We start from the raw sequence: 24,878 nt of genomic DNA on the forward strand, positions 1-24,878 counted from the left end.
GGTCGGGAGGGCGATGGCGGATACTGCCGCCAAACAGCCCCGGCGTCTTATGTCGGACGATAAACACGCACATTGGCATGTCCCTCACTGAGCAGATGGTGTGCGTGCAAACGGCTCATCACACCCTTGTCGCAATACAGCAAGTACTGGCGCGTCGGATCCAGATGCTTGAACTTGCTGTTGATGGCATAAAACGGCATGGCCTGGACTTCGATACCGTCCAGCACCAGGGGTTCGTCTTCCTGGGCATCGGGGTGACGAATGTCGATGACGATCTGGCCCGACAGTGCCTCGGTCACTTCCTCGATTTCGACATCCTTGCCCAGCTCGTCGATCACATGGTCGATGGAGATCAGCTTGGCGCGCTCCAGGGCGCGCTCCAGCACGGCCATGTCGAACTGCTTTTCTTCATGCTCCATGCGGTGGCGCTTGGCGTGAGTGGTCGGGTTTACCGAAATCACGCCGCAGTATTCTGGCATGTGCTTGGCGAAGTCGGCGGTGCCGATTTCGTTGGCCTGGTCGATGATGTCCTGCTTGTGGCTGGCCAGCAAAGGGCGCAGCACCAGCTTGTCGGTGGCCGAGTCGATGATCGACAGGTTCGGCAGAGTCTGGCTGGACACCTGGGAAATGGCTTCGCCAGTTACCAGGGCGTCGATCTCCAGGCGGTCAGCCATGTGCGCGGCACCGCGCAGCATCATGCGCTTGAGGGTCACGCCCATGTAGCTGTTGTCGACCTTGTTGAGGATCTCGCCGACCACTTCTTCGAACGGCACACTGATGAACAGCACGCGCTGGCTGCTGCCGTACTTCTTCCACAGATAGTGGGCCACTTCCATCACGCCCAGCTCGTGGGCACGGCCGCCGAGGTTGAAGAAGCAGAAGTGGGTCATCAGGCCACGGCGCATCATCTGGTAGGCCGCCACGGTGGAGTCGAAGCCACCGGACATCAGCACCAGGGTCTGCTCCAGGGCGCCCAGCGGGTAGCCGCCGATGCCCTGGTGCTGGTTGTGGATCACGTACAGGCGCTGGTTGCGGATTTCGATGCGCACCAGCACTTCAGGCTTCTTCAGCTCGATGCCGGCGGCGCCACACTGCTGGCGCAGCTGGCTGCCGACGTAACGGTCGACGTCCATCGAGGTGAAGTCATGGTGGCCACCGCGCTTGCAGCGCACGGCGAAGTGCTTGCCGGCCAGCAGGTGGCCGAAGTGGTGCTTGCACTTGGCAACGATGTCGTCGAAGTCACCCAGCGGGTATTCCTCAACCTGCAGGAAGTGGGTGATACCCGGTGTGCAGGTGAGGCGCTCAATGATCTCGCGCTGGACCTTTTCGTCCTCGATGCGGGTGACCACTTCGAGATTGTCCCAGACACCATCGACCGCGAGCTCAGGATCGAGGTCCTTGAGCACGTTGCGGATGTTCTTGGCGAGCTGGCGGATGAAGCGCTTGCGCACCGGCCGGCTCTTGATGGTGATTTCTGGGAAGACTTTGACGATAAGTTTCATTGGTTAACAGCGCGCGCAGGGCCTGCCGAAAATGTGGGGCGCGAATTATAGCGGAAACTGCTCAGGATTTGACCAACTTTTGATCAGAAGCTTTGAGATAAATGCAAGGCTGGGGTTTTGTGGCGCCTGTTCCGGCCCTTTCGCGGGTAAACCCGCTCCTACAAGGGTTTGGACAGTCCTCTAAAACCGTGGGGTCCCTGTGGGAGCGGGTTTACCCGCGAAGAGGCCCTCGAAAAAGGCACAAGACTCACCAGTCGCACCATAATAGTGCGCACCCACCAAAAACCGCATCGTAAGGGTGCACTTTTCCTCGCCAACCCGCCGCCAAATGCCCGCAAACGCCTGCTTTTATCCCACCCTCGCCATTTTCGGGCACTGGCATGCAATTTGCTCCCTTGTGAGGCAGGTAAGCTTGGCCGACTATCCGCGCCCGGCAACACCCTTTTTCCAGGGCAGCGGCCCACCGCGCTCTAGACCCTCCGGAGGACAACATGTCGAAGTCGGTTCAACTCATCAAAGATCATGACGTCAAGTGGATTGATCTGCGTTTCACGGACACCAAAGGCATTCAGCACCACGTGACCATGCCGTCGCGTGATGCGCTGGACGAAGACTTCTTCGAAGTCGGCAAGATGTTCGACGGTTCCTCCATTGCTGGCTGGAAAGGCATCGAAGCTTCCGACATGATCCTGATGCCGGTTGACGACACTGCCGTCCTGGACCCGTTCACCGAAGAACCTACCCTGATCATCACCTGCGACATCGTCGACCCGTCGAGCATGCAGGGCTACGATCGCGACCCACGTGCGATCGCCAAGCGCGCCGAAGAGTACCTGAAGAGCACCGGCATCGGTGACACCGTATTCGCAGGCCCGGAGCCAGAGTTCTTCATCTTCGACGAAGTGAAGTTCCACTCGGACATCTCCGGTTCGATGTTCAAGATCTTCTCCGAGCAAGGCTCGTGGATGACCGGCGCTGACGTGGAAGGCGGCAACAAAGGCCACCGTCCAGGCGTGAAAGGCGGCTACTTCCCGGTTCCGCCGTTCGACCACGACCACGAAATCCGTACTGCCATGTGCAACGCGCTGGAAGAAATGGGCCAGACCGTTGAAGTTCACCACCACGAAGTGGCGACTGCCGGCCAGAACGAAATCGGCGTCAAGTTCAACACCCTGGTGAAGAAAGCTGACGAAGTACAGGCCCTGAAATACGTCGTGCACAACGTTGCCGACGCTTACGGCCGTACCGCTACCTTCATGCCGAAGCCACTGTACGGCGACAACGGCTCGGGCATGCACGTGCACATGTCGATCTGGAAAGACGGCAAGAACACTTTCTCGGGTGAAGGCTATGCCGGCCTGTCCGACACCGCCCTGTACTTCATCGGCGGTATCATCAAGCACGGTAAGGCCCTGAACGGCTTCACCAACCCGTCGACCAACTCCTACAAGCGTCTGGTCCCAGGCTTCGAAGCCCCGGTAATGCTGGCCTACTCGGCTCGCAACCGTTCCGCCTCGATCCGTATTCCTTACGTCGGCAGCCCGAAAGCCCGCCGTATCGAAGCACGCTTCCCGGACCCATCGGCCAACCCGTACCTGGCCTTCGCGGCCCTGCTGATGGCTGGCCTGGACGGCATTCAGAACAAGATCCACCCAGGCGATGCTGCCGACAAGAACCTGTACGACCTGCCACCAGAAGAGGCCAAGGACATTCCGCAAGTGTGCGGCAGCCTGAAAGAAGCCCTGGAAGAGCTGGACAAAGGCCGTGCATTCCTGACCAAGGGCGGCGTGTTCTCCGATGACTTCATCGATGCTTTCATCGAGCTGAAGTCGGAAGAAGAGATCAAGGTCCGTACCTTCGTGCACCCGCTGGAATATGAGCTGTACTACAGCTGCTGATCTGATCGGCGCCTCGCGCCGGTGAAATGATCACGACGGCCTCCTTCGGGAGGCCGTTTTCGTTTGCGCCCCACGCAGAACCCTCGCCGCCCACGCTATGCTCTATCTTGGTGCAAGATTGAGTACAGTGCCCCGATTTGCTCCCCAATCTGGTTCACATTAAACGTTTCATCAAGCCTTTCTGATCCGAATTTGCGCAGATCCAGGCCTTTATCGGCAAATCCCGCTTCTTTTCGGAGCTTTGGTTTGTTTCTTGCATTTTTCTGTAGAGAGACTGGCATCAGCAGATGCACCCCGAGCCCGGACCTGGCCAAATAAGTGCCAGGCAAGCGCCAAAAGAGGTCAACGACGCCTTATGACCATCAGCGATGCGCAGCACCGTCTGCTTCTGGACAACCTGACCACCGCCACGTTGCTGCTCAACGCCGAGCTGCGCCTGGAGTACATGAATCCGGCCGCGGAAATGCTACTGGCCGTTAGTGGTCAACGTAGCCATGGGCAGTTCATCAGCGAACTGTTTACCGAATCGACCGAAGCGCTCAGCTCGTTGCGCCAGGCGGTGGAGCAGGCGCACCCGTTCACCAAGCGCGAAGCGCAGCTCACCTCGCTGACCGGGCAGACCATCACCGTCGACTACGCGGTAACGCCCATCCTGAACCAGGGCCAGACCCTGCTGTTGCTGGAGGTGCACCCACGCGACCGGCTGCTGCGCATCACCAAGGAAGAGGCCCAGCTGAGCAAACAGGAAACCACCAAGATGCTGGTGCGCGGCCTGGCCCACGAAATCAAGAACCCGCTCGGCGGCATTCGCGGCGCGGCCCAGCTGCTGGCCCGCGAGTTACCCGAAGAAGGCCTGCGCGATTACACCAACGTGATCATCGAAGAGGCCGACCGCCTGCGTAACCTGGTCGACCGCATGCTCGGTTCGAACAAGCTGCCATCGCTGGCCATGACCAACATCCACGAAGTGCTGGAGCGGGTCTGCAGCCTTGTCGACGCCGAAAGCCAGGGCTGCATCACTTTGGTGCGCGATTACGACCCAAGCCTGCCGGACGTGCTGATCGACCGCGAGCAGATGATCCAGGCCATGCTCAACATCGTGCGTAACGCCATGCAGGCGATCAGTTCGCAGAACGAACTGCGCCTGGGCCGCATCACCCTGCGCAGCCGCGCCTTGCGCCAGTTCACCATCGGCCATGTTCGCCATCGCCTGGTCGCGCGGGTGGAGATCATCGATAACGGCCCGGGCATTCCGCCGGAACTGCAAGACACCCTCTTCTATCCCATGGTCAGCGGCCGCCCGGACGGTACCGGGCTGGGCCTGGCCATTACCCAGAACATCATCAGCCAGCACCAGGGCCTGATCGAGTGCGAAAGCCACGCAGGCCACACCGCCTTCTCGATCTACCTGCCCCTGGAACAAGGAGCCAACGCCTCATGAGCCGAAGTGAAACCGTATGGATCGTCGACGATGATCGCTCCATCCGCTGGGTCCTGGAAAAAGCCCTGCAACAAGAAGGCATGACCACCCAGAGCTTCGACAGCGCAGATGGCGTGATGGGCCGCCTGGCACGCCAGCAGCCGGACGTGATCATTTCCGATATCCGCATGCCGGGCGCCAGTGGCCTCGACCTGCTGGCACAGATCCGCGAACACCACCCGCGCCTGCCGGTCATCATCATGACCGCCCATTCCGACCTCGACAGCGCCGTGGCGTCGTACCAGGGCGGTGCTTTCGAGTACCTGCCCAAGCCGTTCGATGTGGACGAAGCTGTCTCGCTGGTCAAGCGCGCCAACCAGCACGCCCAGGAACAGCAAGGCCTGGATGTGCCGCAGAACCTGGCGCGCACACCGGAAATCATCGGCGAAGCCCCGGCGATGCAGGAGGTGTTCCGCGCCATCGGCCGCCTCAGCCATTCCAACATCACCGTACTGATCAACGGCGAGTCCGGTACCGGCAAAGAGCTGGTCGCCCACGCCTTGCACCGTCACAGCCCGCGTGCAGCGTCGCCGTTCATTGCCCTGAACATGGCGGCCATCCCGAAGGATTTGATGGAGTCCGAGCTGTTCGGCCATGAGAAAGGTGCTTTCACCGGTGCTGCCAACCTGCGCCGGGGCCGCTTCGAACAGGCGGATGGCGGCACCTTGTTCCTCGACGAAATAGGTGACATGCCCGCCGACACCCAGACCCGCCTGCTGCGGGTGCTGGCCGATGGCGAGTTCTACCGCGTTGGCGGCCATGTGCCGGTCAAGGTCGACGTGCGCATCATCGCTGCGACCCACCAGAACCTGGAGTCGCTGGTGCAGGCGGGCAAGTTCCGTGAGGACTTGTTCCACCGCCTGAACGTGATCCGCATCCACATTCCGCGGCTGGCCGACCGCCGCGAGGACATCCCTGCCCTCGCCCGCCACTTCCTCGCCCGCGCCGCGCAAGAGCTGGCAGTCGAGCCGAAGATCCTCAAGCCGGAAACCGAAGAGTTCATCCGCAACCTGCCGTGGCCAGGCAATGTGCGGCAGATGGAAAACACCTGCCGCTGGATCACCGTGATGGCCTCCAGCCGCGAGGTGCTGATCGGCGACCTGCCGCCCGAGCTGCTGAACCTGCCACAGGATGCCGCACCGGTAACCAACTGGGAGCAGGCCCTGCGCCAGTGGGCCGACCAGGCGCTGGCACGCGGGCAGTCGAGCCTGCTGGACAGCGCGGTGCCGAGTTTTGAACGGATCATGATCGAGACGGCGCTCAAGCACACCGCAGGACGGCGCCGGGATGCGGCGCTGTTGCTGGGTTGGGGGCGTAATACCCTGACGCGCAAGATCAAGGAACTGGGGATGAATGTGGCGGGTGGGGATGACGAGGAAGGTGACGAGCACTGACTTATCGGTAAACCCGTAATCTCCTGGGGCTGCTTTGCAGCCCTTTCGCGGCACAAGGCCGCTCCTACAGGGGTTCGCTTTCTCCTGTAGGAGCGGCCTTGTGCCGCGAAAGGGCCGCAAAGCGGCCCCAGCTATTTCAGCCCCGATGCACCGATCCTGTGCCCAATGCACCTCCGGAAGGCACAAATCCCCTCAAAACCCGGCCAAATCCCCCTCAAAGCCCAACATTTACGGGCTTTGCAAAATTGGCACGCCCCCTGCAATAGCTAATACATACCCAGTTTCGGGGGCCCTGGTACAGGCAGGCCGGGTGAACCCCTCTTTTATTCGCAGCACCGCCCGTTTTGGGGACCTCGGTACAGGCAGGCCGGGTCATCCCCCCTTTATACGCAGTAACCCCTTTTGGGGACCCTGGTACAGGCAGGCCGGGATATCCCCTCTTTTATTCGTGCAGTTTCACCTGCACCCGCCAACGCCCATCGTCCTCTGCACCGGCCCACTCGCCGTGCAGGGGACGCGCGGCAATCACCGTCAGCAGCAACCCTTCGTCACTCTTCTGCACCCGCCAGCTGACCGGTTTGCCTTCCAGGCTCAATTGCCCTTGCTGGCTCTTGCCCTGGGCCTGGAACAGCAGCGCAACCGTGCCTTCCACATTCTCGCCATGCAGCTTGGGTTCTTCGTTGAACCACAACGTCAGGCCATCCTGCACCACCTCCACCTGCTGGAGCTCACGCTCGTCGGGCGCGGTCAGGCGGCCAATCATCAGCCCTACCATCAAACCGACAATCGCCAGTGACAGCATTACCCGAGGGAAGGCCTTCGAACGCACGTCCGGTTCAGGAGTAGAATGCCCGTCATCTTCACGCTTGGAGCCGTGCATGTTTCACGTCATCCTTTTTCAACCAGAAATTCCGCCGAATACCGGCAACATCATTCGCCTGTGCGCCAACAGCGGCTGCGACCTGCACCTGATCGAACCCATCAGCTTCGAACTGGATGACAAGCGCCTGCGTCGCGCTGGGCTGGATTACCATGAGTATGCCACGCTCAAGCGCCATGAGAGCCTGGCCGGATGCCTGGAAAGCCTCGGTAATCCAAGGCTGTTCGCCTTTACCACCAAGGGCTCGCACCCGTTCCATGAAGTGGCCTATCAGCCGGGCGACGCCTTTCTGTTCGGGCCAGAAAGCCGCGGTTTGCCGGCCGAGGTGCTGGACAGCCTGCCGGCCGAACAACGCTTGCGCCTGCCGATGCGGCCGGGGTGCCGCAGCCTGAATCTGTCCAATACTGTGGCAGTGACAGTGTATGAGGCCTGGCGGCAAAACGGGTTTGCCGGTAGCTGATCTTAGCCTGCAAGGGCCCTTTCGCGGGCAACAAAAAAGCGCCCCGAGAGGCGCTTTCTTGATACCGGCAGTGATTACTGCACAGTCGGCACTTCGCCGGCTTCCTGCATGCGCTGCATTTCCTGCGCGTACAGGGCGTCGAAGTTGACCGGCGACAGCATCAGGGCCGGGAACGAACCACGGGTCACCAGGCTGTCCAGGGTCTCGCGGGCGTACGGGAACAGGATGTTCGGGCAGAACGCACCCAGGGTGTGGCTCATCGAAGCCGCATCCAGGTTGGCGATCAGGAAGATACCGGCCTGCTGCACTTCAGCAATGAAAGCCACTTCGTCACCGTTCTTGACGGTTACCGACAGGGTCAGCACCACTTCGTGGAAGTCACCTTCCAGGGCTTTCTGCTTGGTGTTCAGGTCCAGCGCAACGCTCGGCTCCCAGGTCTGACGGAAGATCTGCGGGCTTTTCGGGGCCTCGAACGACAGGTCGCGCACATAGATGCGCTGCAGGGAGAACTGAGGGCTGTTGTCTTCTGCAGCAGCGCCGTTGGTCTGTTGGTCAGTCATGGCAGGTCCTTATCCTAATGTTTTTGAATGCAGTGCAAATCAGGCCGCCAGCAGCGCGTCGAGCTTGCCGGCGCGCTCCAGGGCATAGAGGTCATCGCATCCACCGACATGGGTGCTGCCGATCCAGATCTGCGGCACCGACGTACGGCCGGCCTTCTGGCTCATCTCGGCACGAACCTGCGGCTTGCCGTCGACCTTGATTTCCTCGAAGGCCACGCCCTTGCTCTCGAGCAGGTACTTGGCGCGCATGCAGTAGGGGCAGTAGTCGCTGGAATAGACGATGACGGGCTTCATATCACTTCACCAGGGGCAGGTTATCGGCTTTCCAGCTGGAAACGCCACCGCTCAGTTTGGCGGCGGTGTAACCAGCCTTGAGCAGTTCGCGGCAGTGGGTGCCGGACTGCTGGCCCATCGCGTCGACGACGATCAGGGTCTTCTCTTTGTGCTTGTCCAGCTCGCTCATGCGGGCGGCCAGCTTGTCCTGCGGAATGTTGATGGCACCGACGATGTGGCCGGCGGCGTATTCCTTGGCAGTACGGATGTCGATGACCAGACCCTTGTCGGCGTTGACCAGGGCGGTCAGTTGGCCATTGCTCAGGCTCTGGCCGCCACGGCGGATTTCATTGAGCAGCAGCAGGACCAGCAGAACAACGAAGATCGCAACCAGGATGTAGTGATCTGTCGCGAATTGAATCAGGTGAGCAACCATCAGCGGTGTTCCAGGCGATTGAAAATGCCGGCCAGTATACACAGCCCCCCAGTACCACCAAAGCCCGACGGGCCGGCCGCAAAAGTACCTTCATGTTGCCGCACGGGCCGCGCTGGTCAGGGAACAGGACGATTATTCGCCGCAGCTGGCGTATTTGCCCTAAAATGCGTGTCTTTATCATCTTTGAACAACCGTGAGTTTGATTGATGACGAGTACGCCCAAACCCCTGGTCCTGATCATCCTGGATGGCTTCGGCCACAGCGATATCCCCGAACACAACGCCATCTTTGCCGCCAACACACCGGTCTATGATCGCCTGCGCGCCACCCGGCCGCATGGCCTCATTTCCGGCTCGGGCATGGATGTCGGCCTGCCGGACGGGCAGATGGGCAACTCCGAAGTCGGTCACATGAACCTGGGGGCCGGCCGCGTCGTCTACCAGGACTTCACCCGCGTCACCAAAGCGATCCGCGATGGCGAGTTTTTCGAAAACCCGGTGCTCACCGGCGCCGTGGACCATGCAACCAATGCCGGCAAGGCCGTGCACATCCTCGGCCTGCTGTCTGATGGTGGCGTGCACAGCCACCAGGACCACCTGGTAGCCATGGCCGAACTGGCTGCGCAGCGCGGCGCAGAAAAGATCTACCTGCACGCCTTCCTCGACGGCCGCGACACCCCGCCACGCAGCGCGCAGTCGTCCATCGAACTGCTCGACGGCACCTTCGCCAAGCTGGGCAAGGGCCGCATCGCCACCCTGATCGGCCGCTACTTTGCCATGGACCGCGACAACCGCTGGGACCGCGTCAGCGCCGCCTACAACCTGATCGTCGACAGCGCCGCCGAGTACACCGCCGACACCGCCCAGGCCGGCCTGGAAGCGGCCTACGCCCGTGACGAGAGCGACGAGTTCGTCAAGGCCACGCGCATTGGGGAAGCGGTCAAGGTTGAAGACGGCGATGCCGTGATCTTCATGAACTTCCGCGCCGACCGCGCTCGCGAGCTGTCGCGTGCGTTCGTCGAAACCGATTTCAACGAGTTCCCGCGTGCCCGCCTGCCAAAACTGGCGGCCTATATCGGCCTGACCCAGTACTCGGCCAAGATCCCGGCCCCGGCGGCCTTTGCACCTTCCAGCCTGAACAATGTGCTGGGCGAGTACCTGGCCAAGAACGGCAAGACCCAGCTGCGCATCGCCGAGACCGAGAAGTACGCCCACGTTACCTTCTTCTTCTCGGGCGGGCGTGAAGAGCCGTTCGAAGGCGAAGAACGCATCCTGATCCCGTCGCCCAAGGTCGCCACCTACGACCTGCAGCCGGAAATGAACGCACCGCAGGTGACCGATCGCATTGTCGAAGCTATCGAACAGCAGCGGTACGACGTGATCGTGGTCAACTACGCCAACGGCGACATGGTTGGCCACACAGGCGTGTTCGAGGCTGCGGTCAAGGCAGTCGAAGCGCTGGATACCTGTGTAGGGCGCATTGTCGAAGCGCTGGAGAAGGTAGACGGCGAAGCGCTGATTACCGCCGACCACGGCAACGTCGAGCAGATGGAAGACGAATGCACCGGCCAGGCGCACACCGCGCACACCACCGAGCCGGTGCCGTTCATTTATGTGGGCAAGCGCAACGTCACGGTACGCGATGGTGGTGTGCTGGCCGACGTGGCGCCGACCATGCTGAAGCTGCTGGGGCTGGAAAAGCCGGTGGAAATGACCGGTACGTCGATCCTGGTCGACGCCTGATCCGGTGTATCGGGGCCGCTTCGCGGCCCCGATTGCACATGAATTCCAGACCAACGCCCCCCTGCACCCGCAGCGAGGCGTTTTTTTTGCCTGCCCGGGCGGGCATACTAGGCCAGTCTCCATCCTTGGTACGCCAAACCCCATGCTTCGCGCCCTGATCCTACTCGCCCTGTCTTGCCTGCTCAGCCCGGCCTTCGCCGATGAGCGTGTGCAGACCCAGCAGCAACTGGACGCCACCCGCCAGGATATTGCCGAGCTCAAGAAGACGCTGGGCAAGCTCCAGGAAGAAAAGGCCGGTGTGCAAAAGGACCTCAAAGCCACCGAGACCGACATCGGCAACCTCGAAAAGCAGGTGGAGGCTCTGCAGCAAGAACTAAAAAAGACCGAGGGCGATCTGGAGCGCCTTGAAACCGAGAAAAAAAAACTCCAGAGCGCCCGCGTTGAACAACAGCGACTGATCGCCATTCAGGCCCGGTCGGCCTACCAGAACAACGGCCGCGAGGAATACCTCAAGCTGCTGCTCAACCAGCAGAACCCCGAGAAGTTCGCCCGCACCCTCACCTACTACGATTACCTGAGCAAGGCGCGCCTGGAGCAATTGCGCACCTTCAACGAGACCTTGCGCCAGCTGGCCAACGTCGAACAGGACATTGCCGGCCAGCAGCAACAGTTGCTGGCCCAGCGCGCCGACCTCGACAGCCGCCGCCAGGCCCTGGAAGCCGAGCGAGGCAAGCGCCAGCAGGTGCTGGCCAAGCTCAATGGCGACATGAAGGACCGCGACCAGAAGTTGCAGGCCCGCGAGCAGGACCAGGCCGACCTGGCCAAAGTCCTCAAGACCATTGAGGAAACCCTGGCCCGGCAGGCCCGCGAAGCTGAAGAAGCGCGCAAGAAAGCCTTGCTGGCCCAGCAGGAAGCGGAAAAACGCCGCCAGCAGGAAGCCCTGGCCGCCGCTGCTGCCCGCGAACAGGCAAAGGAACCCGTGGAACCACCGAAAAAGGCCCGCACCACCCTCGGCCCGATGGTTTCCACCGACGGCGCAAGCTACGGCGGCGCATTTTCTTCGGCGCGGGGAAAACTTCCATGGCCTGTGAACGGTCGATTGCTGGCACGCTTCGGTGATGCCCGCGGCAGCGACGCCCGTGCAAAGTGGGACGGGGTGATGATCAGCGCCAACCCGGGCACCCAGGTACGTGCGGTGCACGGCGGGCGCGTGGTGTTCGCCGACTGGTTGCGCGGCGCCGGGCTTCTGGTCATTCTCGACCATGGCAACGGTTACCTGAGCCTGTACGGCCACAACCAGAGCCTGCTCAAGAGCGCCGGTGATATCGTCAAGGCCGGTGAAGCCATTTCCACCGTTGGCGACAGCGGTGGCCAGGACGCGGCAGGCTTGTACTTCGCCATCCGCCAGCAGGGTCGGCCTACCGACCCTTCGCAGTGGTGCCGGGGCTAGTCAAATTTCTACGGCGTAGCCTGAATGCTGCGCCGATGCTCCCCAGGGAGCGCTTACAGGATCAGGAGTTCGTTCGACATGCTGCACTCGCCTCGTCTCACCCAGCTGGCCCTGTCCATCGCCCTGGCGGTCGGCGCGCCCCTGGCCACCGCCGCAGAGCCGGCCAAGGCCGCCGCGGTGCCAGCCACCGAGGTGACCGCCAAGGCGCCGCTGCCGCTGGAAGAGCTGCGCACCTTCGCCGAGGTCATGGACCGCATCAAGGCTGCCTACGTCGAACCGGTGGATGACAAGACCCTGCTGGAAAACGCCATCAAGGGCATGCTCAGCAACCTCGACCCGCACTCCGCCTACCTCGGCCCCGAGGACTTCCAGGAGCTGCAGGAAAGCACCAGCGGCGAGTTCGGCGGGCTGGGCATCGAGGTGGGCCAGGAAGACGGCTTCATCAAGGTGGTCTCGCCAATCGACGACACCCCGGCTTCGCGTGCCGGTGTGCAGGCGGGCGACCTGATCGTCAAGATCAACGGCGCCCCGACCCGTGGCCAGACCATGACCGAAGCGGTCGACAAGATGCGCGGCAAGATCGGCGAGAAGATCACCCTGACCCTGGTGCGCGACGGCGGCAATCCGTTCGACGTGACGCTGGCCCGCGCGGTCATCCAGGTCAAGAGCGTGAAGAGCCAGTTGCTGGAGAACGACTACGGCTACATCCGCATCACCCAGTTCCAGGTCAAGACCGGCGACGAAGTGGGCAAGGCGCTGGCCAAGCTGCGCAAGGACAACGGCAAGAAGTTGCGCGGGGTAGTGCTGGACCTGCGCAACAACCCGGGCGGCGTGCTGCAGTCGGCGGTAGAAGTGGCCGACCACTTCCTGACCAAGGGCCTGATCGTCTACACCAAGGGCCGTATCGCCAACTCCGAATTGCGCTTCTCGGCCGACCCGGCCGACGCCAGCGAAGGCGTGCCACTGGTGGTGCTGATCAACGGCGGCAGTGCCTCGGCCTCCGAGATCGTCGCCGGTGCCCTGCAGGATCAGAAGCGCGCCGTGCTGATGGGTACCGACAGCTTCGGCAAAGGCTCGGTGCAGACCGTGCTGCCGCTGGCCAACGACCGCGCCCTGAAGCTCACCACCGCGCTGTACTACACCCCCAACGGCCGCTCGATCCAGGCCCAAGGCATCGTGCCAGACATCGAAGTGCGCCCGGCCAAGCTCACCGCCGAAGTCGACACCGAAAACTTCAAGGAAGCCGACCTGCAGGGCCACTTGGGCAACGGCAACGGCGGCGCCGACCGACCGACCGGCAGCAGCAAGCGCAAAGAACGCCCGCAGGACGATGACTTCCAGCTGAGCCAGGCCCTGAGCCTGCTCAAAGGGCTGAACATCACCTCGGGCAAATGATCCACACGATGCGTTACCTGCTGTGTCTGTTGTTCTGCCTGTTGGCCGGGGTCGCGCAAGCGGCGCCGGCCGGCAAGGCCTACATGAGCATCATCATCGACGACCTGGGCCAGAGCCCCGACCGTGACAGCCGAACCCTTGCCCTGCCTGGGCCGGTGACCATGGCGATCATGCCCGACACCCCGCACGCCAGCGACTTCGCCCGCCAAGCCCACAAGGCCGGCAAGACGGTGATCCTGCACATGCCCATGGACCCGGCCACCGGGCCCTATGCCTGGCACCCGGGCATCGCCATCGACGAACTGGCCCGCCGCCTGGAGGCTGCCTTGGCGAAGGTGCCCTACGCCGCCGGCATCAACAACCACATGGGCAGCCGCATGACGGCGCAGCGCGAACCGATGGCCTGGTTGATGGGTGAACTGCAGCAACGCCACCTGTTCTTCGTCGACAGCCGCACCAGCGCCGCCACCGTGGCCGCAGCCGAGGCCCAGCGCATTGGCCTGGCCCACGTTTCGCGTGATGTGTTCCTCGACGATGTGCGCACTACCGAGGCGATCACTGGGCAGTTGCAGCAAGGCATCGCCCTGGCACGCAAGCAAGGGTCGGCAGTATTGATCGGGCATCCTTACCCACAAACCCTCGAAGTGCTGGAACGGGCACTGCCACAGCTCAAGGGCCAGGGCATCGAACTGATCAGGCTCAGCCAGATGATCGCCTTGCGCAGCAACCTGGCGATGCCTGGGCATGGCAAGAATGGCCGCTACACCAATCGCTGAGAAGCTGGGGCTGCTTTGCAGCCCCAATAAAAAACCCCGCTCAGTGAGCGGGGTTTTGTTTGCATCAACAGCAATCAGCTGTACACACGCCCCAGCACCTGGCGGTGGCTTTCGAACTGATCCAGCACATCACGCACGATCTGCTCTGGCGCAAAGCCCATCAGGTCATACTCCTGGCTGCCATCGTGCAGGTACACCTCGGCACGGTAGTAGCGCTGACGCACTTCCGGTTCGCCTTCAACCGGCGCCTCGCTCGGCGCGGCCATATAGCCGTCCAGGCTCACTTCGTAAACGAACGGGTTACCCTCGTCCATCATCACCCGCAGGCCCATCATGTTGCGCGACTGGCCAACGCGGGTTTCCACCTCGAAGCCAAGGGTCTGCAACTGCGCGGCCGCTTCTTTCAGCGCCGGGCTGACCTGCTTGTCCATGAAGCGCTGCACCACAGCCTGGGTCGGTTGCAGCTCCAGCTGGGTCAGGCGCTCGCTGAAACCGCGACGGCCACGGGCGGCCAGCTCGGCGCGTTCGCTTTCTACTGCAACGTCCTGCTTCATGGCCTTGTACAGGCCGAACATGAACAGCACCAGCACCACCGAGAACGGCAGGCCCGCCAGCACGACCATGGTCTGCATGGCTTCGAAGTTGCCGGCAAACAGCAGGCCGATGGTGACCAGGGTGATGACCACCGACCAGAACACCACCATCCAGTGCGGGGCGTCTTCGTCGACCTTGCCGCCTTTGCACGACAGGTTGGCCATCATCACCGCACCGGAGTCGGCCGGGGTAAGGAACAGCACAAAGCCGACAAATACCGCCACACCAATCACGATCTTCGCCGCCGGGAAGTATTCCAGCAGCTGGTAGATCGACATTGACGGCTGTTCCAGCGCTGTCTTGCCCAGCTCCACCGCCCCCTGGTTGATCACCAGGTCCAGTGCGGTGTTGCCGAAGATCGACAGCCAGGCCAAGGTGAAGCCCAGCGGGATCAACAGCACGCCGCTGACCAGTTGGCGAACGGTCCGGCCCTTGGAGATACGGGCAATGAACATGCCGACGAACGGGCCCCAGGAGATCCACCAGGCCCAGTAGAACACGGTCCACAGGCCCAGCCAGCGCTCGGACTTGCCGGCTTCGCCTTCGTACACGTACAGGTCGAAGGTTTTCAGCACGATGCCGTTGAGGTAGTCGCCAACGTTCTGCACAAAGCCGTTGAACAGGTGCAGGGTGTTGCCCGCCAGCAGCACGAAGAGCAGCAAGCCGCTGAACAGCAGGATGTTCAGGTTGGACAGCCGGCGAATGCCGTTTTCCACGCCCGATACCGCCGCTACGGTAGCCACGCCCGCCATGACCAGGATCACCACCAACAGGTTGGTCTGGCTGTGCTCCATGCCGAACAGGTATTCAAGGCCCGAGGACACCTGCATCGAGCCGATCCCCAGGTTGGTCACCAGGCCCAGCAGGGTCACGAACATGCCGAAGATGTCCACCGCGTTGCCGGCAGCACCCTTGACCCAACGCTCACCCACCAGCGGGTACAGCGCCGAGCGCAGTGCCAGCGGCTGGTTGTGACGGTAGGCAAAGTAACCCACGGCCAGGCCGACCAGGGCGTAGATCGCCCAGCCATGCAGGCCCCAGTGCAGGAAGGTCAGCTGCAGGCCCTGGCGCGCAGCTTCGAGGCTGGCCGGGGTACCTTCCGGTGGGTTGAAGTAGTGGTCCAGCGGCTCGGAAGCGCCGAAGTACAGCAGCGAGATGCCGATGCCGGAAGAGAACAGCATGCCGGCCCAGGCGCCGTAGCTAAAGTCAGGCTGGTCGTCCTTGCCACCCAGCTTGAGCTTGCCGTAATCGGAGAAGGCCAGGTAGACGACAAACAGCAGGTAACCGCAGATCACCAGCATGTAGTACCAGCCAAAGGTACGCGTCAGCCATTTCTGGGCCACGCCCAGCACCTGGCCGGCGGTATCGGGTACAGCGATCAGCAAGGCAGTCAGAACAAGGATCATCAGCGCGGAGGTGAAGAACACTACGCGGTTGACCCGTACCCTCTCGGCGGGGGGCTTGGTAAGTGAGGCAGAACTCATTGCACGAATGCTCCGGGCAGTACGGCTTTGTGGAGGCTAATCATTCTTTCCCGAGCAATTGGTGGAATATCCCCACTGCGTCAGGTGTTATAAAAGCACCCTGGAAACCGTGATCCCGAATCGATACGTTGCAAAAAAACAGACAGGTGGCCTGCTGAAAATGCCCACGCATCCGCAGAGGTGCGCGCATTCGTCACAGATCACCCCGCCCGCTCCAAGGGCCTGTCGCAGGGCCAGTGGCCGTACGGCAGAATCTGCATTTCGCATCGCTCATGCCCGTCAACGCCTTGTATTCCGGGGGTTACGCGATTTCCTGGGGTGTCAATCCGTGCCTTCTTGACCGCCTGAAAACTGTCAATGGCACAAATTGTCGCAGAGCTTATTCTTTATTGATTGAACGTTCAATCAAAACAAAATAGACTGGCCTTCGCCGAGTCAGCCGCCCGTCGTCTGCTCGCAGGCCTGAGGAGATAGCAAGATGCCCAAGGTCGGTATGCAACCCATCCGCCGCCAGCAGTTGATCGAAGCCACGTTGCAGGCGGTCGATCAGGTCGGTCTGGGGGACGCCAGCATTGCGCTGATTGCCCGTTTGGCCGGTGTGTCGAACGGCATCATCAGTCACTACTTTCGGGACAAGAACGGCCTGATAGCAGCGACGATGGGTTACATCATGAGCATGCTCAACGAAGGCGTCAGAGCACGCCGTCAGGCCCTGACGGACGACAGCCCGCGCGCTCACCTGAAAGTGATCATCGAGGGCAACTTCGATGCCAGCCAGGTGAACGGCCCGGCAATGAAAACCTGGTTGGCCTTCTGGGCTTCCAGCATGCACCAGCCCGATTTGCACAGGTTGCAGCGGATCAACGACCACCGCTTGTATTCCAACCTGTGCTGCCAGTTCCGCCGCGCCCTGCCGCTCTACCATGCGCGTAAGGCAGCCCGCGGCCTGGCAGCCCTGATCGACGGCCTGTGGCTGCGTGGCGCCCTGTCGGGTGATGCATTCGACACCGGCCAGGCGATACGGATTGCTTACGAATACATGGATCTACAACTGGCTAAACAGCACACCCTGGGCACAAACGACCAGGCCGCTGAACAAGCACGCACGGCCCTTGCCAACCCAGCAGGAGCGTGACGCGCAAGCCAAACCACACACTGCACTTGCGAGGACACTATGGCCCGTTTCGGAACGCAAAAACTCTACATTGATGGCGCTTACGTCGACGCTGGCAGCGATGCCACTTTCGAAGCCATCAACCCGGCTACCGGCGAAGTCCTCGCCCACGTGCAACGTGCCACCGAGGCTGACGTCGAGAAAGCTGTCGAAAGCGCCGAGCGTGGCCAGAAAGTCTGGGCTGCGATGACCGCCATGCAGCGTTCGCGCATCCTGCGCCGCGCCGTCGACATCCTGCGCGAGCGCAACGATGAGCTGGCCCAGCTGGAAACCCTGGACACCGGCAAGTCGTACTCCGAAACCCGCTACGTCGACATCGTCACCGGCGCCGACGTGCTGGAATACTATGCAGGCCTGGTACCGGCCATCGAAGGCGAGCAGATCCCGCTGCGCGAATCGTCCTTCGTCTACACCCGCCGCGAGCCGCTGGGCGTGACCGTGGGTATCGGCGCCTGGAACTACCCGATCCAGATCGCCCTGTGGAAATCCGCCCCGGCCCTGGCCGCCGGCAACGCGATGATCTTCAAGCCGTCGGAAGTCACCTCGCTGACCACTCTGAAACTGGCCGAGATCTACACCGAAGCCGGCCTGCCAAATGGCGTATTCAACGTTCTGACCGGCAGCGGCCGCGAAGTCGGCACCTGGCTGACCGAGCACCCGCGCATCGAAAAAGTCTCCTTCACCGGCGGCACCACCACCGGCAAGAAAGTCATGGCCAGCGCCTCCAGCTCCTCGCTGAAGGAAGTCACCATGGAACTGGGTGGCAAGTCGCCACTGATCATCTGCGCCGACGCCGACCTGGACAAGGCCGCCGACATCGCCATGATGGCCAACTTCTACAGCTCGGGCCAGGTGTGCACCAACGGCACCCGCGTGTTCATCCCGGCTGAAATGAAAGCTGCTTTCGAAGCCAAGATCGCCGAGCGCGTTGCCCGCATCCGTGTTGGCAACCCGGAAGACGAAAACACCAACTTCGGCCCGCTGGTCAGCTTCGCCCACATGGAAAACGTGCTGGGCTACATCGCCAAGGGTAAAGAAGAAGGCGCCCGCGTACTGTGCGGCGGCGAGCGTCTGACCGAAGGTGACTTCGCCAAGGGCGCCTTCGTGGCCCCGACCGTGTTCACCGACTGCACCGACGACATGACCATCGTCAAGGAAGAGATCTTCGGCCCGGTCATGAGCATTCTGTCCTACGAGACCGAAGAAGAAGTGATCCGTCGTGCCAACGACACCGAGTACGGCCTGGCCGCCGGTGTGTGCACCAACGACATCACCCGCGCACACCGCATCATCCACAAGCTGGAAGCCGGCATCTGCTGGATCAACGCCTGGGGTGAATCGCCGGCCGAAATGCCGGTCGGTGGCTACAAGCAGTCGGGCGTCGGCCGTGAGAACGGCGTCAGCTCGCTGGCTCAATACACTCGCATCAAGTCGGTCCAGGTAGAGCTGGGCGGCTACAACTCGGTTTTCTAAGCCCTGTCTAGCCACGCCCGTGCCGCTGTGCACGGGCGTTCCCGCTCCCTGATCACCGCCAACACGAGGGTACTTTCATGTCCCAAGAATTCGATTACATCATCGTCGGTGCCGGTTCGGCCGGTAACACCCTGGCTACCCGCCTGACCGAAGACGCCGGCGTCACCGTACTGCTGCTGGAAGCCGGTGGCCCCGACTACCGCTTCGACTTCCGTACCCAGATGCCAGCCGCCCTGGCCTTCCCGCTGCAGGGCCGCCGCTACAACTGGGCCTACGAGACCGACCCGGAGCCGCACATGGACGGCCGCCGCATGGAATGTGGCCGTGGCAAGGGCCTGGGTGGCTCGTCGCTGATCAACGGCATGTGCTACATCCGCGGCAACGCCATGGACTTCGACGGCTGGGCAGAGCTGCCAGGCCTGGAAGACTGGACTTACCTGGATTGCCTGCCGTACTTCCGTAAAGCCGAAACCCGCGACATCGGCCCGAACGATTACCACGGTGGCGAAGGCCCGGTCAGCGTTGCCACGCCAAAGGCCGGCAACAACCCGCTGTTCCACGCCATGGTCGAGGCCGGCGTGCAGGCTGGTTACCCGCGCACCGAAGACCTCAACGGCTACCAGCAGGAAGGCTTCGGCCCGATGGACCGTTCGGTCACCAAGAACGGCCGCCGCTCCAGCACCGCCCGTGGCTACCTGGACCAGGCCAAGAAGCGCCCGAACCTGACCATCGTCACCCATGCCCTGAGCGACCGTATCCTGTTCGACGGCAAGCGCGCCGTTGGCGTGACCTACCTGGTTGGCGACAGCGAAGAGCGTGTTGAAGCCCGTGCCCGCAAGGAAGTGATCGTCAGCTCCGGCGCCATCGCTTCGCCGCAGCTGCTGCAGCGCTCCGGCGTCGGCCCGCGTCACCTGCTGGAAAGCCTCGACATCCCGGTTGTACACGACCTGCCGGGTGTTGGTGAAAACCTGCAGGACCACCTTGAGCTGTACCTGCAGTACGCCTGCACCCAGCCGGTATCGCTGTACCCATCGCTGCTGTGGTGGAACCAGCCGGCCATCGGTGCCGAGTGGCTGTTCAACGGCACCGGCATCGGCGCCAGCAACCAGTTCGAGGCTGGCGGTTTCATCCGTACCCGCCCTGAATTCAAGTGGCCGAACATTCAGTACCACTTCCTGCCGGTGGCCATTAACTACAACGGCTCCAACGGCGTGAAGGAACACGGCTTCCAGGCGCACATGGGTTCCATGCGTTCGCCTGCCCGTGGTCGCATCCAGGCCAAGTCGAAAGACCCGCGCCAGCACCCGAGCATCCTGTTCAACTACATGTCCACCGAGCAGGACTGGCAGGAATTCCGCGACGGCATCCGCCTGACCCGCGAGATCATGGCCCAGCCGGCGCTGGACCCGTACCGTGGCCGCGAGATCAGCCCGGGCGCCGACGTGCAAACCGACGAGCAACTGGACAAGTTCATCCGCGAGCACGCCGAAACCGCCTTCCACCCGTCCTGCTCGTGCAAGATGGGCACCGACGACATGGCAGTGGTCGACGGCGAAGGCCGCGTGCATGGCATGAAAGGCCTGCGTGTGGTCGATGCCTCGATCATGCCGCTGATCATCACCGGCAACCTCAACGCCACCACGATCATGATTGCCGAAAAGATCTCGGACAAGATCCGTGGCCGCAAGCCGCTGCCGCGCAGCACTGCCAAGTACTATGTGGCAGGTGATGCGCCGGTGAAAGGCAAGCCGATGCGTGAAGTGAAGCAGGGTTGAAACCTTGATCAGGGGCCGCACAGCGGCCCCTTTCACTTTTGCTCAGGTGGGCACCGCAAAGAAGGTGCGCATCAACGAGTCATCCCCACTGCCCAGTCGCACAGCCAGTGCCTGGCGGTCGAACAACATTCCGGTGCGCATCTCACGCACGGTATTCCCGCTTGGCGCCTGCGCCAGTGCCTTCAGGCACACCTCCGTAAAGTGATAGTTGTGCCCTTGAACGGCCGTCACCTTTTCCACTTGCAGGTAGCGCCCGGGCATCATCAAAGACTCTGCCTCATCTGGCCGCCTTGAAAAGGGCCCGATCGGCGTCGCCTGCATGTCCTCGCCCGGTTCCAATACATACACCAACGCATTTTCATCAAAAGCACTCCGGCCACTGACCTGGGTCTGAGGGTCGTTGAAAACCTCCCAGAGGGCATAGGGGTTTTCCGTGAATGACGTGAAGTCGGTGGTCACCAGCACATCACCCACTTCAATGGCACCCTCACCGGATACCTGACCCCCCCCGCCCCGCAGGCTGGAAGCCGCCCGGTACAGCCTCACCTGATTACTGACGCCAATTTGCCCCAGTGCGCGGGCAAGGTCGTGGCTGCGCTGGATATTTTCGGCGCGACTGCCCTCTAGCGGCATGCCCCGCCACAGGTTGTTGTAGCGCTCCGGCGAGCTGGTGTACTCGGCAATGGCGGGCGAACCAAAGCCCTGCTCATCGCGATAGACGGGGTACGGCTCACTGAATGCATCCAGATACTCGCCATTGGCCCCCACGGCATCGAGATCAGCGCACGGCACCGCGCCCAACAGGGCTTCCTGCCGCGCCAGCGCCTTATCCGACGTAGCCAGCATTTCGTCTGCCGCCGGGGCCATGTAAGTCCCCCAGTCGACCTTGGCGGCAGAGGCTTGCGCCTGACCTGCCACACGCGGGGGGACGTGGCCATCGGTGAACAGCTCGCTGGCACGCATCATGGCTATATCAAGCAGAATGAACAGAATATCCGTCAGTACTGACCACCATGCTGCTGTGCGCCAGGCCTGCTTGCCATTGATTGCCCGGTCCAGGTGCAGAGCCAGACTTGCGGTGCCCAGACCGAGCGATGCCAATATCACTGGCCAGCCAAGCGGCGTCATCGGCGCGATTATAAAACTCGCTGCTTGCAAGCCCGCCAGCCAATCGGCCTTGCGCAGTTGGGCGTTGGTGGTCAGCCGCTCATGAGCATCGCTGGCCAGATCATCCATGACCGCATCGCGCAGATGGACGAAAAGGTCCCCTGCAATGGCCGACCCGGAAAGCATGGTGTCGCCCCGCGACTGCGCGAGCAACTTGAAGTAATTGCGTAAACGCGGGCGCAACGACTGCGCCAGTACCCCGTCCCCGACGAACAACCTGACCAGCCGCTCTCGCCCCGCATCCGTGGCTGCCTGGTCAGCCATCCATTCCTGAAACGCGTGGCGATCGTCGAATACCTGCACGACATCCTGTGCATCGGCAAGATAGAGGCACAACCTGCCAGTCTTCAGCTTATGCAGGAACAGCATCCTGGCGCTGATATCGCCGATGGCCAGTGCGCTCCATCCATGTTGGGCATTCGCTTGCTGGTCCTGTCGCAAGCCTTGCACGGTACTCGGCAAACCGGGTACAGCGACCGTTGCCACTACCAGCTCCTGGCGCTCAGGTTCGCTCAACGTAGATCGGCCCACAGCGGCAAGGAAGCGGGCGCGGGCCAAGACACAATAGTCTTCGCCATGGCGCGAGCGAAACTGGCGCAGTGCCTCGGTGTAGCGCCCCGCGAAATCCAACCGCCAGAACGCCGCCAAGACCTCCTGTGGGTCGAGCCGCACCTCGTTGCGCTCGTCATAGACCCTGTGGCTGGCATCGACCCGGTAGAAGCCACCGTAAATACTCAGCTCGTCAGCACTGGCCTGCTGCTGCGGGCTGAATCGCTGGATGACCAGCTCGGTCAGGCTCAAGGACCGCAGTGGCGGCCCGTTGTGGCACCAGCCAGTGAAGCTCGACGAACTGCTGGCCGCCGACTGGAACTCGTGCCAGTAAAGCCCGTCCGGATCCAGCCAGTAACCTAGCTGGCGGCGAAGCACATGGCCCGCCGCCTGGCGCGCCAAGTTGTGCAAATCAGGAAATTGCCCGAGCAGGCGCTGGGCCACCTGGGCGAGAGAAATGGGTGCTTTGACGTTCATGTTACGCGGCTGCCTCATAGTGGGCGCACCATTGCAGCCGCAAGCTGCAGCGACGATGCGGTATCGCTTTACAGCCTGCGCTGGCCTCGGGTTAGAATCGATTGGCACGCGACCTGCTAGCTTTTGCTGAAAAACGCGCTACCACGTCCCTTCCCGCCGCTGTCTCGGAGTACCTGCCTTTGGATGCAAGCACCATCAACAGCCTGTTCTTGATCGGCGCATTGCTGGTGGGTGCAAGTATCCTGGTCAGCTCGCTGTCGTCGCGGCTGGGCATCCCCATTCTGGTCATCATCCTCGCCGTCGGCATGGTCGCCGGTGTCGATGGTGGCGGCATCATCTTCAACAACTACCCGACCGCCTACCTGGTGGGCAACCTGGCACTGGCCGTGATACTGCTCGACGGTGGCTTGCGCACGCGGGTAGCAAGCTTCCGCGTGGCGCTGTGGCCAGCGCTGTCGCTGGCCACGGTAGGGGTAATGATCACCACCGCCCTCACCGGCCTGGTCGCCGCCTGGCTGTTCAACCTGAGCCTGATCCAGGGCCTGCTGATCGGCGCCATCGTCGGCTCAACCGACGCCGCTGCGGTGTTCTCGCTGCTGGGCGGCAAAGGCCTGAACGAGCGGGTTACCGCCACCCTGGAGATCGAGTCGGGCAGCAATGACCCGATGGCGGTTTTCCTCACGGTCACCCTGATCGACATGATCGCCAGCGGCCAGACCGGCCTGCACTGGAGCTTGCTGGGCCACCTGTTGCGCGAGTTCGGCATTGGCGGGCTGCTGGGCCTGGGTGGCGGCTGGGTGATGCTGCAGCTGGTCAACCGCATTAACCTGGCCGGTGGCCTGTACCCGATCCTGGTGGTAGCCGGCGGGCTGGTGGTGTTTTCGCTGACCAACGCCCTGCACGGTAGCGGCTTCCTCGCCGTGTACCTGTGCGGCCTGGTGCTGGGCAACAAGCCTATCCGCAGCCGCCACGGTATCCTGCACATGCTCGACGGCATGGCGTGGCTGGCCCAGATCGGCATGTTCCTGGTGCTGGGGCTGCTGGTCACGCCCCACGACCTGCTGCCCATCGCCTTGCCGGCGCTAGGCCTGGCATTGTGGATGATTCTGGTGGCGCGGCCGCTGTCGGTGGTCGCTGCACTGCTGCCGTTCAAGGCCTTCCATGGCCGCGAAAAGGGCTTTATCTCCTGGGTAGGCCTGCGCGGCGCGGTACCGATCATTCTGGCGGTGTTCCCGCTGATGGCCGGCCTGCCAGACGCCCAGCTGTTCTTCAATCTGGCGTTCTTCATCGTGCTGGTGTCGCTGTTGGTGCAAGGCACCAGCCTGCCGTGGATGGCCAAACTGCTGAAAGTGACCGTGCCGCCAGACCCGGCACCGATCTCCCGCTCAGCCCTGGAAGTGCACATCACCAGCGAGTGGGAAATGTTCGTCTACCGCCTGGGCGCCGAAAAATGGTGCATCGGTGCCGCCCTGCGCGAGCTGAAGATGCCCGAAGGCACGCGGATTGCCGCCCTGTTCCGTGGCGAGCAACTGCTGCACCCATCAGGCAGTACCGTGCTGGAAGTAGGCGACATGCTCTGCGTGATCGGCCACGAGCACAACCTGCCGGCCCTGGGCAAGCTGTTCAGCCAGGCGCCACAGCGTGGCCTGGACCTGCGGTTCTTTGGCGACTTCGTGCTCGAAGGCGATGCCGAACTGGGTGCCGTGGCAGCGCTTTACGGCCTGAAACTCGATGGCCTGGACGCGAAAATGCCGCTGGCGCAGTTCATCCGACAGAAGGTCGGAGGCGCTCCAGTAGTAGGTGACCAGGTCGATTGGCATGGCACGATCTGGACCGTGGCAACCATGGACGGGAACAAGATCCAGAAAGTAGGCGTCAGATTCCCCGAAGGAACGCGACCCGGACCAGGATTGTTCCTCTAAACTTCGTTTCTGCCGGA

19 protein-coding genes are annotated in these 24,878 nt (G+C 62.2%); 12 read left to right on the top strand and 7 right to left on the bottom strand.

What is annotated here, in order from left to right; genetic code table 11:
• Positions 1–47: 47 nt before the first annotated feature.
• Positions 48–1,502: a tRNA uracil 4-sulfurtransferase ThiI gene (gene thiI, locus MRBLPB4O_RS25880; protein ID WP_341796986.1), complete on the bottom strand. Its 1,455-nt coding sequence runs from the start codon at positions 1,500–1,502 to the stop codon at positions 48–50.
• A 491-nt stretch (positions 1,503–1,993) separates the two neighbouring features.
• On the opposite strand from thiI, the gene glnA reads away from it, so the two are divergent.
• The 3 genes from glnA (at position 1,994) to ntrC (ending at position 6,274) form a co-directional block, all read left to right on the top strand.
• Positions 1,994–3,400 carry a type I glutamate--ammonia ligase gene (gene glnA / locus MRBLPB4O_RS25885; protein WP_016489592.1) on the top strand — a complete coding sequence of 469 codons (1,407 nt, stop codon included), beginning with the start codon at positions 1,994–1,996 and terminating at the stop codon, positions 3,398–3,400.
• Between the two features lie 355 nt (positions 3,401–3,755).
• Positions 3,756–4,841: a nitrogen regulation protein NR(II) gene (gene glnL / locus MRBLPB4O_RS25890; protein WP_341796987.1), complete on the top strand. Its 1,086-nt coding sequence runs from the start codon at positions 3,756–3,758 to the stop codon at positions 4,839–4,841.
• Positions 4,838–6,274, top strand: a complete 1,437-nt coding sequence (gene ntrC, locus MRBLPB4O_RS25895; protein ID WP_341796988.1) for a nitrogen regulation protein NR(I) — start codon at positions 4,838–4,840, stop codon at positions 6,272–6,274. The genes glnL and ntrC overlap by 4 nt, the downstream gene beginning before the upstream one ends.
• A 442-nt stretch (positions 6,275–6,716) precedes the next feature.
• Here the strand turns inward: ntrC and MRBLPB4O_RS25900 are convergent, their stop codons facing one another.
• Positions 6,717–7,154, bottom strand: coding sequence for a hypothetical protein (locus MRBLPB4O_RS25900; RefSeq protein WP_341796989.1), 438 nt, complete (start codon positions 7,152–7,154; stop codon positions 6,717–6,719).
• Between MRBLPB4O_RS25900 and trmL the strand changes: the two genes are divergently transcribed.
• Complete coding sequence (gene trmL, locus MRBLPB4O_RS25905) at positions 7,153–7,614, top strand: tRNA (uridine(34)/cytosine(34)/5-carboxymethylaminomethyluridine(34)-2'-O)-methyltransferase TrmL (protein WP_013974580.1); 462 nt, start codon at positions 7,153–7,155, stop codon at positions 7,612–7,614. The genes MRBLPB4O_RS25900 and trmL overlap by 2 nt on opposite strands.
• A 74-nt stretch (positions 7,615–7,688) precedes the next feature.
• Here trmL and secB read toward each other — a convergent pair whose 3' ends face one another.
• The 3 genes from secB to MRBLPB4O_RS25920 are packed head-to-tail and all read right to left on the bottom strand — an operon-like array spanning position 7,689 to position 8,883.
• Positions 7,689–8,174 carry a protein-export chaperone SecB gene (secB, locus tag MRBLPB4O_RS25910; RefSeq protein ID WP_016489596.1) on the bottom strand — a complete coding sequence of 162 codons (486 nt, stop codon included), beginning with the start codon at positions 8,172–8,174 and terminating at the stop codon, positions 7,689–7,691.
• Positions 8,175–8,213: 39 nt separating this feature from the next.
• Positions 8,214–8,468, bottom strand: a complete 255-nt coding sequence (gene grxC, locus MRBLPB4O_RS25915; protein WP_003249204.1) for a glutaredoxin 3 — start codon at positions 8,466–8,468, stop codon at positions 8,214–8,216.
• A gap of 1 nt (position 8,469) precedes the next feature.
• Positions 8,470–8,883, bottom strand: a complete 414-nt coding sequence (locus MRBLPB4O_RS25920) for a rhodanese-like domain-containing protein (protein WP_016502017.1) — start codon at positions 8,881–8,883, stop codon at positions 8,470–8,472.
• Positions 8,884–9,089: 206 nt separating this feature from the next.
• Here MRBLPB4O_RS25920 and gpmI point away from each other — a divergent pair, with 206 nt between their 5' ends.
• The 4 genes from gpmI (at position 9,090) to MRBLPB4O_RS25940 (ending at position 14,246) form a co-directional block, all read left to right on the top strand.
• Entirely contained in the window at positions 9,090–10,625 is a 1,536-nt protein-coding gene (gene gpmI / locus MRBLPB4O_RS25925) for a 2,3-bisphosphoglycerate-independent phosphoglycerate mutase (RefSeq protein ID WP_341796990.1), read from the top strand.
• Positions 10,626–10,767: 142 nt separating this feature from the next.
• Positions 10,768–12,075 (top strand): murein hydrolase activator EnvC, encoded by a 1,308-nt coding sequence (locus MRBLPB4O_RS25930; RefSeq protein WP_341796991.1) that lies wholly within the window; start codon positions 10,768–10,770, stop codon positions 12,073–12,075.
• 78 nt (positions 12,076–12,153) lie between these two features.
• Positions 12,154–13,470, top strand: a complete 1,317-nt coding sequence (locus MRBLPB4O_RS25935) for a S41 family peptidase (RefSeq protein WP_016502020.1) — start codon at positions 12,154–12,156, stop codon at positions 13,468–13,470.
• An 8-nt stretch (positions 13,471–13,478) separates the two neighbouring features.
• Complete coding sequence (locus tag MRBLPB4O_RS25940) at positions 13,479–14,246, top strand: divergent polysaccharide deacetylase family protein (protein ID WP_341796992.1); 768 nt, start codon at positions 13,479–13,481, stop codon at positions 14,244–14,246.
• Between the two features lie 74 nt (positions 14,247–14,320).
• Here MRBLPB4O_RS25940 and MRBLPB4O_RS25945 read toward each other — a convergent pair whose 3' ends face one another.
• A complete protein-coding gene (locus MRBLPB4O_RS25945; RefSeq protein WP_341798932.1) occupies positions 14,321–16,267 on the bottom strand; it encodes a BCCT family transporter in 1,947 nt (648 codons plus the stop codon).
• 535 nt (positions 16,268–16,802) lie between these two features.
• Between MRBLPB4O_RS25945 and betI the strand changes: the two genes are divergently transcribed.
• The 3 genes from betI to betA all read left to right on the top strand — a co-directional run bounded on the left by betI (position 16,803) and on the right by betA (position 20,746).
• Positions 16,803–17,459 (top strand): transcriptional regulator BetI, encoded by a 657-nt coding sequence (gene betI, locus MRBLPB4O_RS25950; protein WP_016502023.1) that lies wholly within the window; start codon positions 16,803–16,805, stop codon positions 17,457–17,459.
• Positions 17,460–17,498: 39 nt separating this feature from the next.
• Positions 17,499–18,971 carry a betaine-aldehyde dehydrogenase gene (gene betB, locus MRBLPB4O_RS25955; RefSeq protein ID WP_016502024.1) on the top strand — a complete coding sequence of 491 codons (1,473 nt, stop codon included), beginning with the start codon at positions 17,499–17,501 and terminating at the stop codon, positions 18,969–18,971.
• Positions 18,972–19,048: 77 nt separating this feature from the next.
• Entirely contained in the window at positions 19,049–20,746 is a 1,698-nt protein-coding gene (betA, locus tag MRBLPB4O_RS25960; RefSeq protein ID WP_341796993.1) for a choline dehydrogenase, read from the top strand.
• Between the two features lie 42 nt (positions 20,747–20,788).
• On the opposite strand, the gene MRBLPB4O_RS25965 is transcribed toward betA, so the two are convergent.
• Positions 20,789–22,939: a DUF6543 domain-containing protein gene (locus tag MRBLPB4O_RS25965; protein WP_341796994.1), complete on the bottom strand. Its 2,151-nt coding sequence runs from the start codon at positions 22,937–22,939 to the stop codon at positions 20,789–20,791.
• A 179-nt stretch (positions 22,940–23,118) separates the two neighbouring features.
• Between MRBLPB4O_RS25965 and MRBLPB4O_RS25970 the strand changes: the two genes are divergently transcribed.
• Entirely contained in the window at positions 23,119–24,861 is a 1,743-nt protein-coding gene (locus MRBLPB4O_RS25970) for a potassium/proton antiporter (RefSeq protein ID WP_041167927.1), read from the top strand.
• Positions 24,862–24,878: the final 17 nt, after the last annotated feature.

It is taken from the genome of Pseudomonas sp. LPB4.O, assembly GCF_038383825.1.
In the GTDB taxonomy this organism is placed as follows: domain Bacteria; phylum Pseudomonadota; class Gammaproteobacteria; order Pseudomonadales; family Pseudomonadaceae; genus Aquipseudomonas; species Aquipseudomonas putida.

Coding starts and splice junctions, on each gene's coding strand:
- thiI (WP_341796986.1), bottom strand. CDS start 1,502: ATGAAACTTATCGTCAAAGTCTTCCCAGAAATCACCATCAAGAGCCGG.
- glnA (WP_016489592.1), top strand. CDS start 1,994: ATGTCGAAGTCGGTTCAACTCATCAAAGATCATGACGTCAAGTGGATT.
- glnL (WP_341796987.1), top strand. CDS start 3,756: ATGACCATCAGCGATGCGCAGCACCGTCTGCTTCTGGACAACCTGACC.
- ntrC (WP_341796988.1), top strand. CDS start 4,838: ATGAGCCGAAGTGAAACCGTATGGATCGTCGACGATGATCGCTCCATC.
- trmL (WP_013974580.1), top strand. CDS start 7,153: ATGTTTCACGTCATCCTTTTTCAACCAGAAATTCCGCCGAATACCGGC.
- MRBLPB4O_RS25900 (WP_341796989.1), bottom strand. CDS start 7,154: ATGCACGGCTCCAAGCGTGAAGATGACGGGCATTCTACTCCTGAACCG.
- secB (WP_016489596.1), bottom strand. CDS start 8,174: ATGACTGACCAACAGACCAACGGCGCTGCTGCAGAAGACAACAGCCCT.
- grxC (WP_003249204.1), bottom strand. CDS start 8,468: ATGAAGCCCGTCATCGTCTATTCCAGCGACTACTGCCCCTACTGCATG.
- MRBLPB4O_RS25920 (WP_016502017.1), bottom strand. CDS start 8,883: ATGGTTGCTCACCTGATTCAATTCGCGACAGATCACTACATCCTGGTT.
- gpmI (WP_341796990.1), top strand. CDS start 9,090: ATGACGAGTACGCCCAAACCCCTGGTCCTGATCATCCTGGATGGCTTC.
- MRBLPB4O_RS25930 (WP_341796991.1), top strand. CDS start 10,768: ATGCTTCGCGCCCTGATCCTACTCGCCCTGTCTTGCCTGCTCAGCCCG.
- MRBLPB4O_RS25935 (WP_016502020.1), top strand. CDS start 12,154: ATGCTGCACTCGCCTCGTCTCACCCAGCTGGCCCTGTCCATCGCCCTG.
- MRBLPB4O_RS25940 (WP_341796992.1), top strand. CDS start 13,479: ATGCGTTACCTGCTGTGTCTGTTGTTCTGCCTGTTGGCCGGGGTCGCG.
- betI (WP_016502023.1), top strand. CDS start 16,803: ATGCCCAAGGTCGGTATGCAACCCATCCGCCGCCAGCAGTTGATCGAA.
- betB (WP_016502024.1), top strand. CDS start 17,499: ATGGCCCGTTTCGGAACGCAAAAACTCTACATTGATGGCGCTTACGTC.
- betA (WP_341796993.1), top strand. CDS start 19,049: ATGTCCCAAGAATTCGATTACATCATCGTCGGTGCCGGTTCGGCCGGT.
- MRBLPB4O_RS25965 (WP_341796994.1), bottom strand. CDS start 22,939: ATGAACGTCAAAGCACCCATTTCTCTCGCCCAGGTGGCCCAGCGCCTG.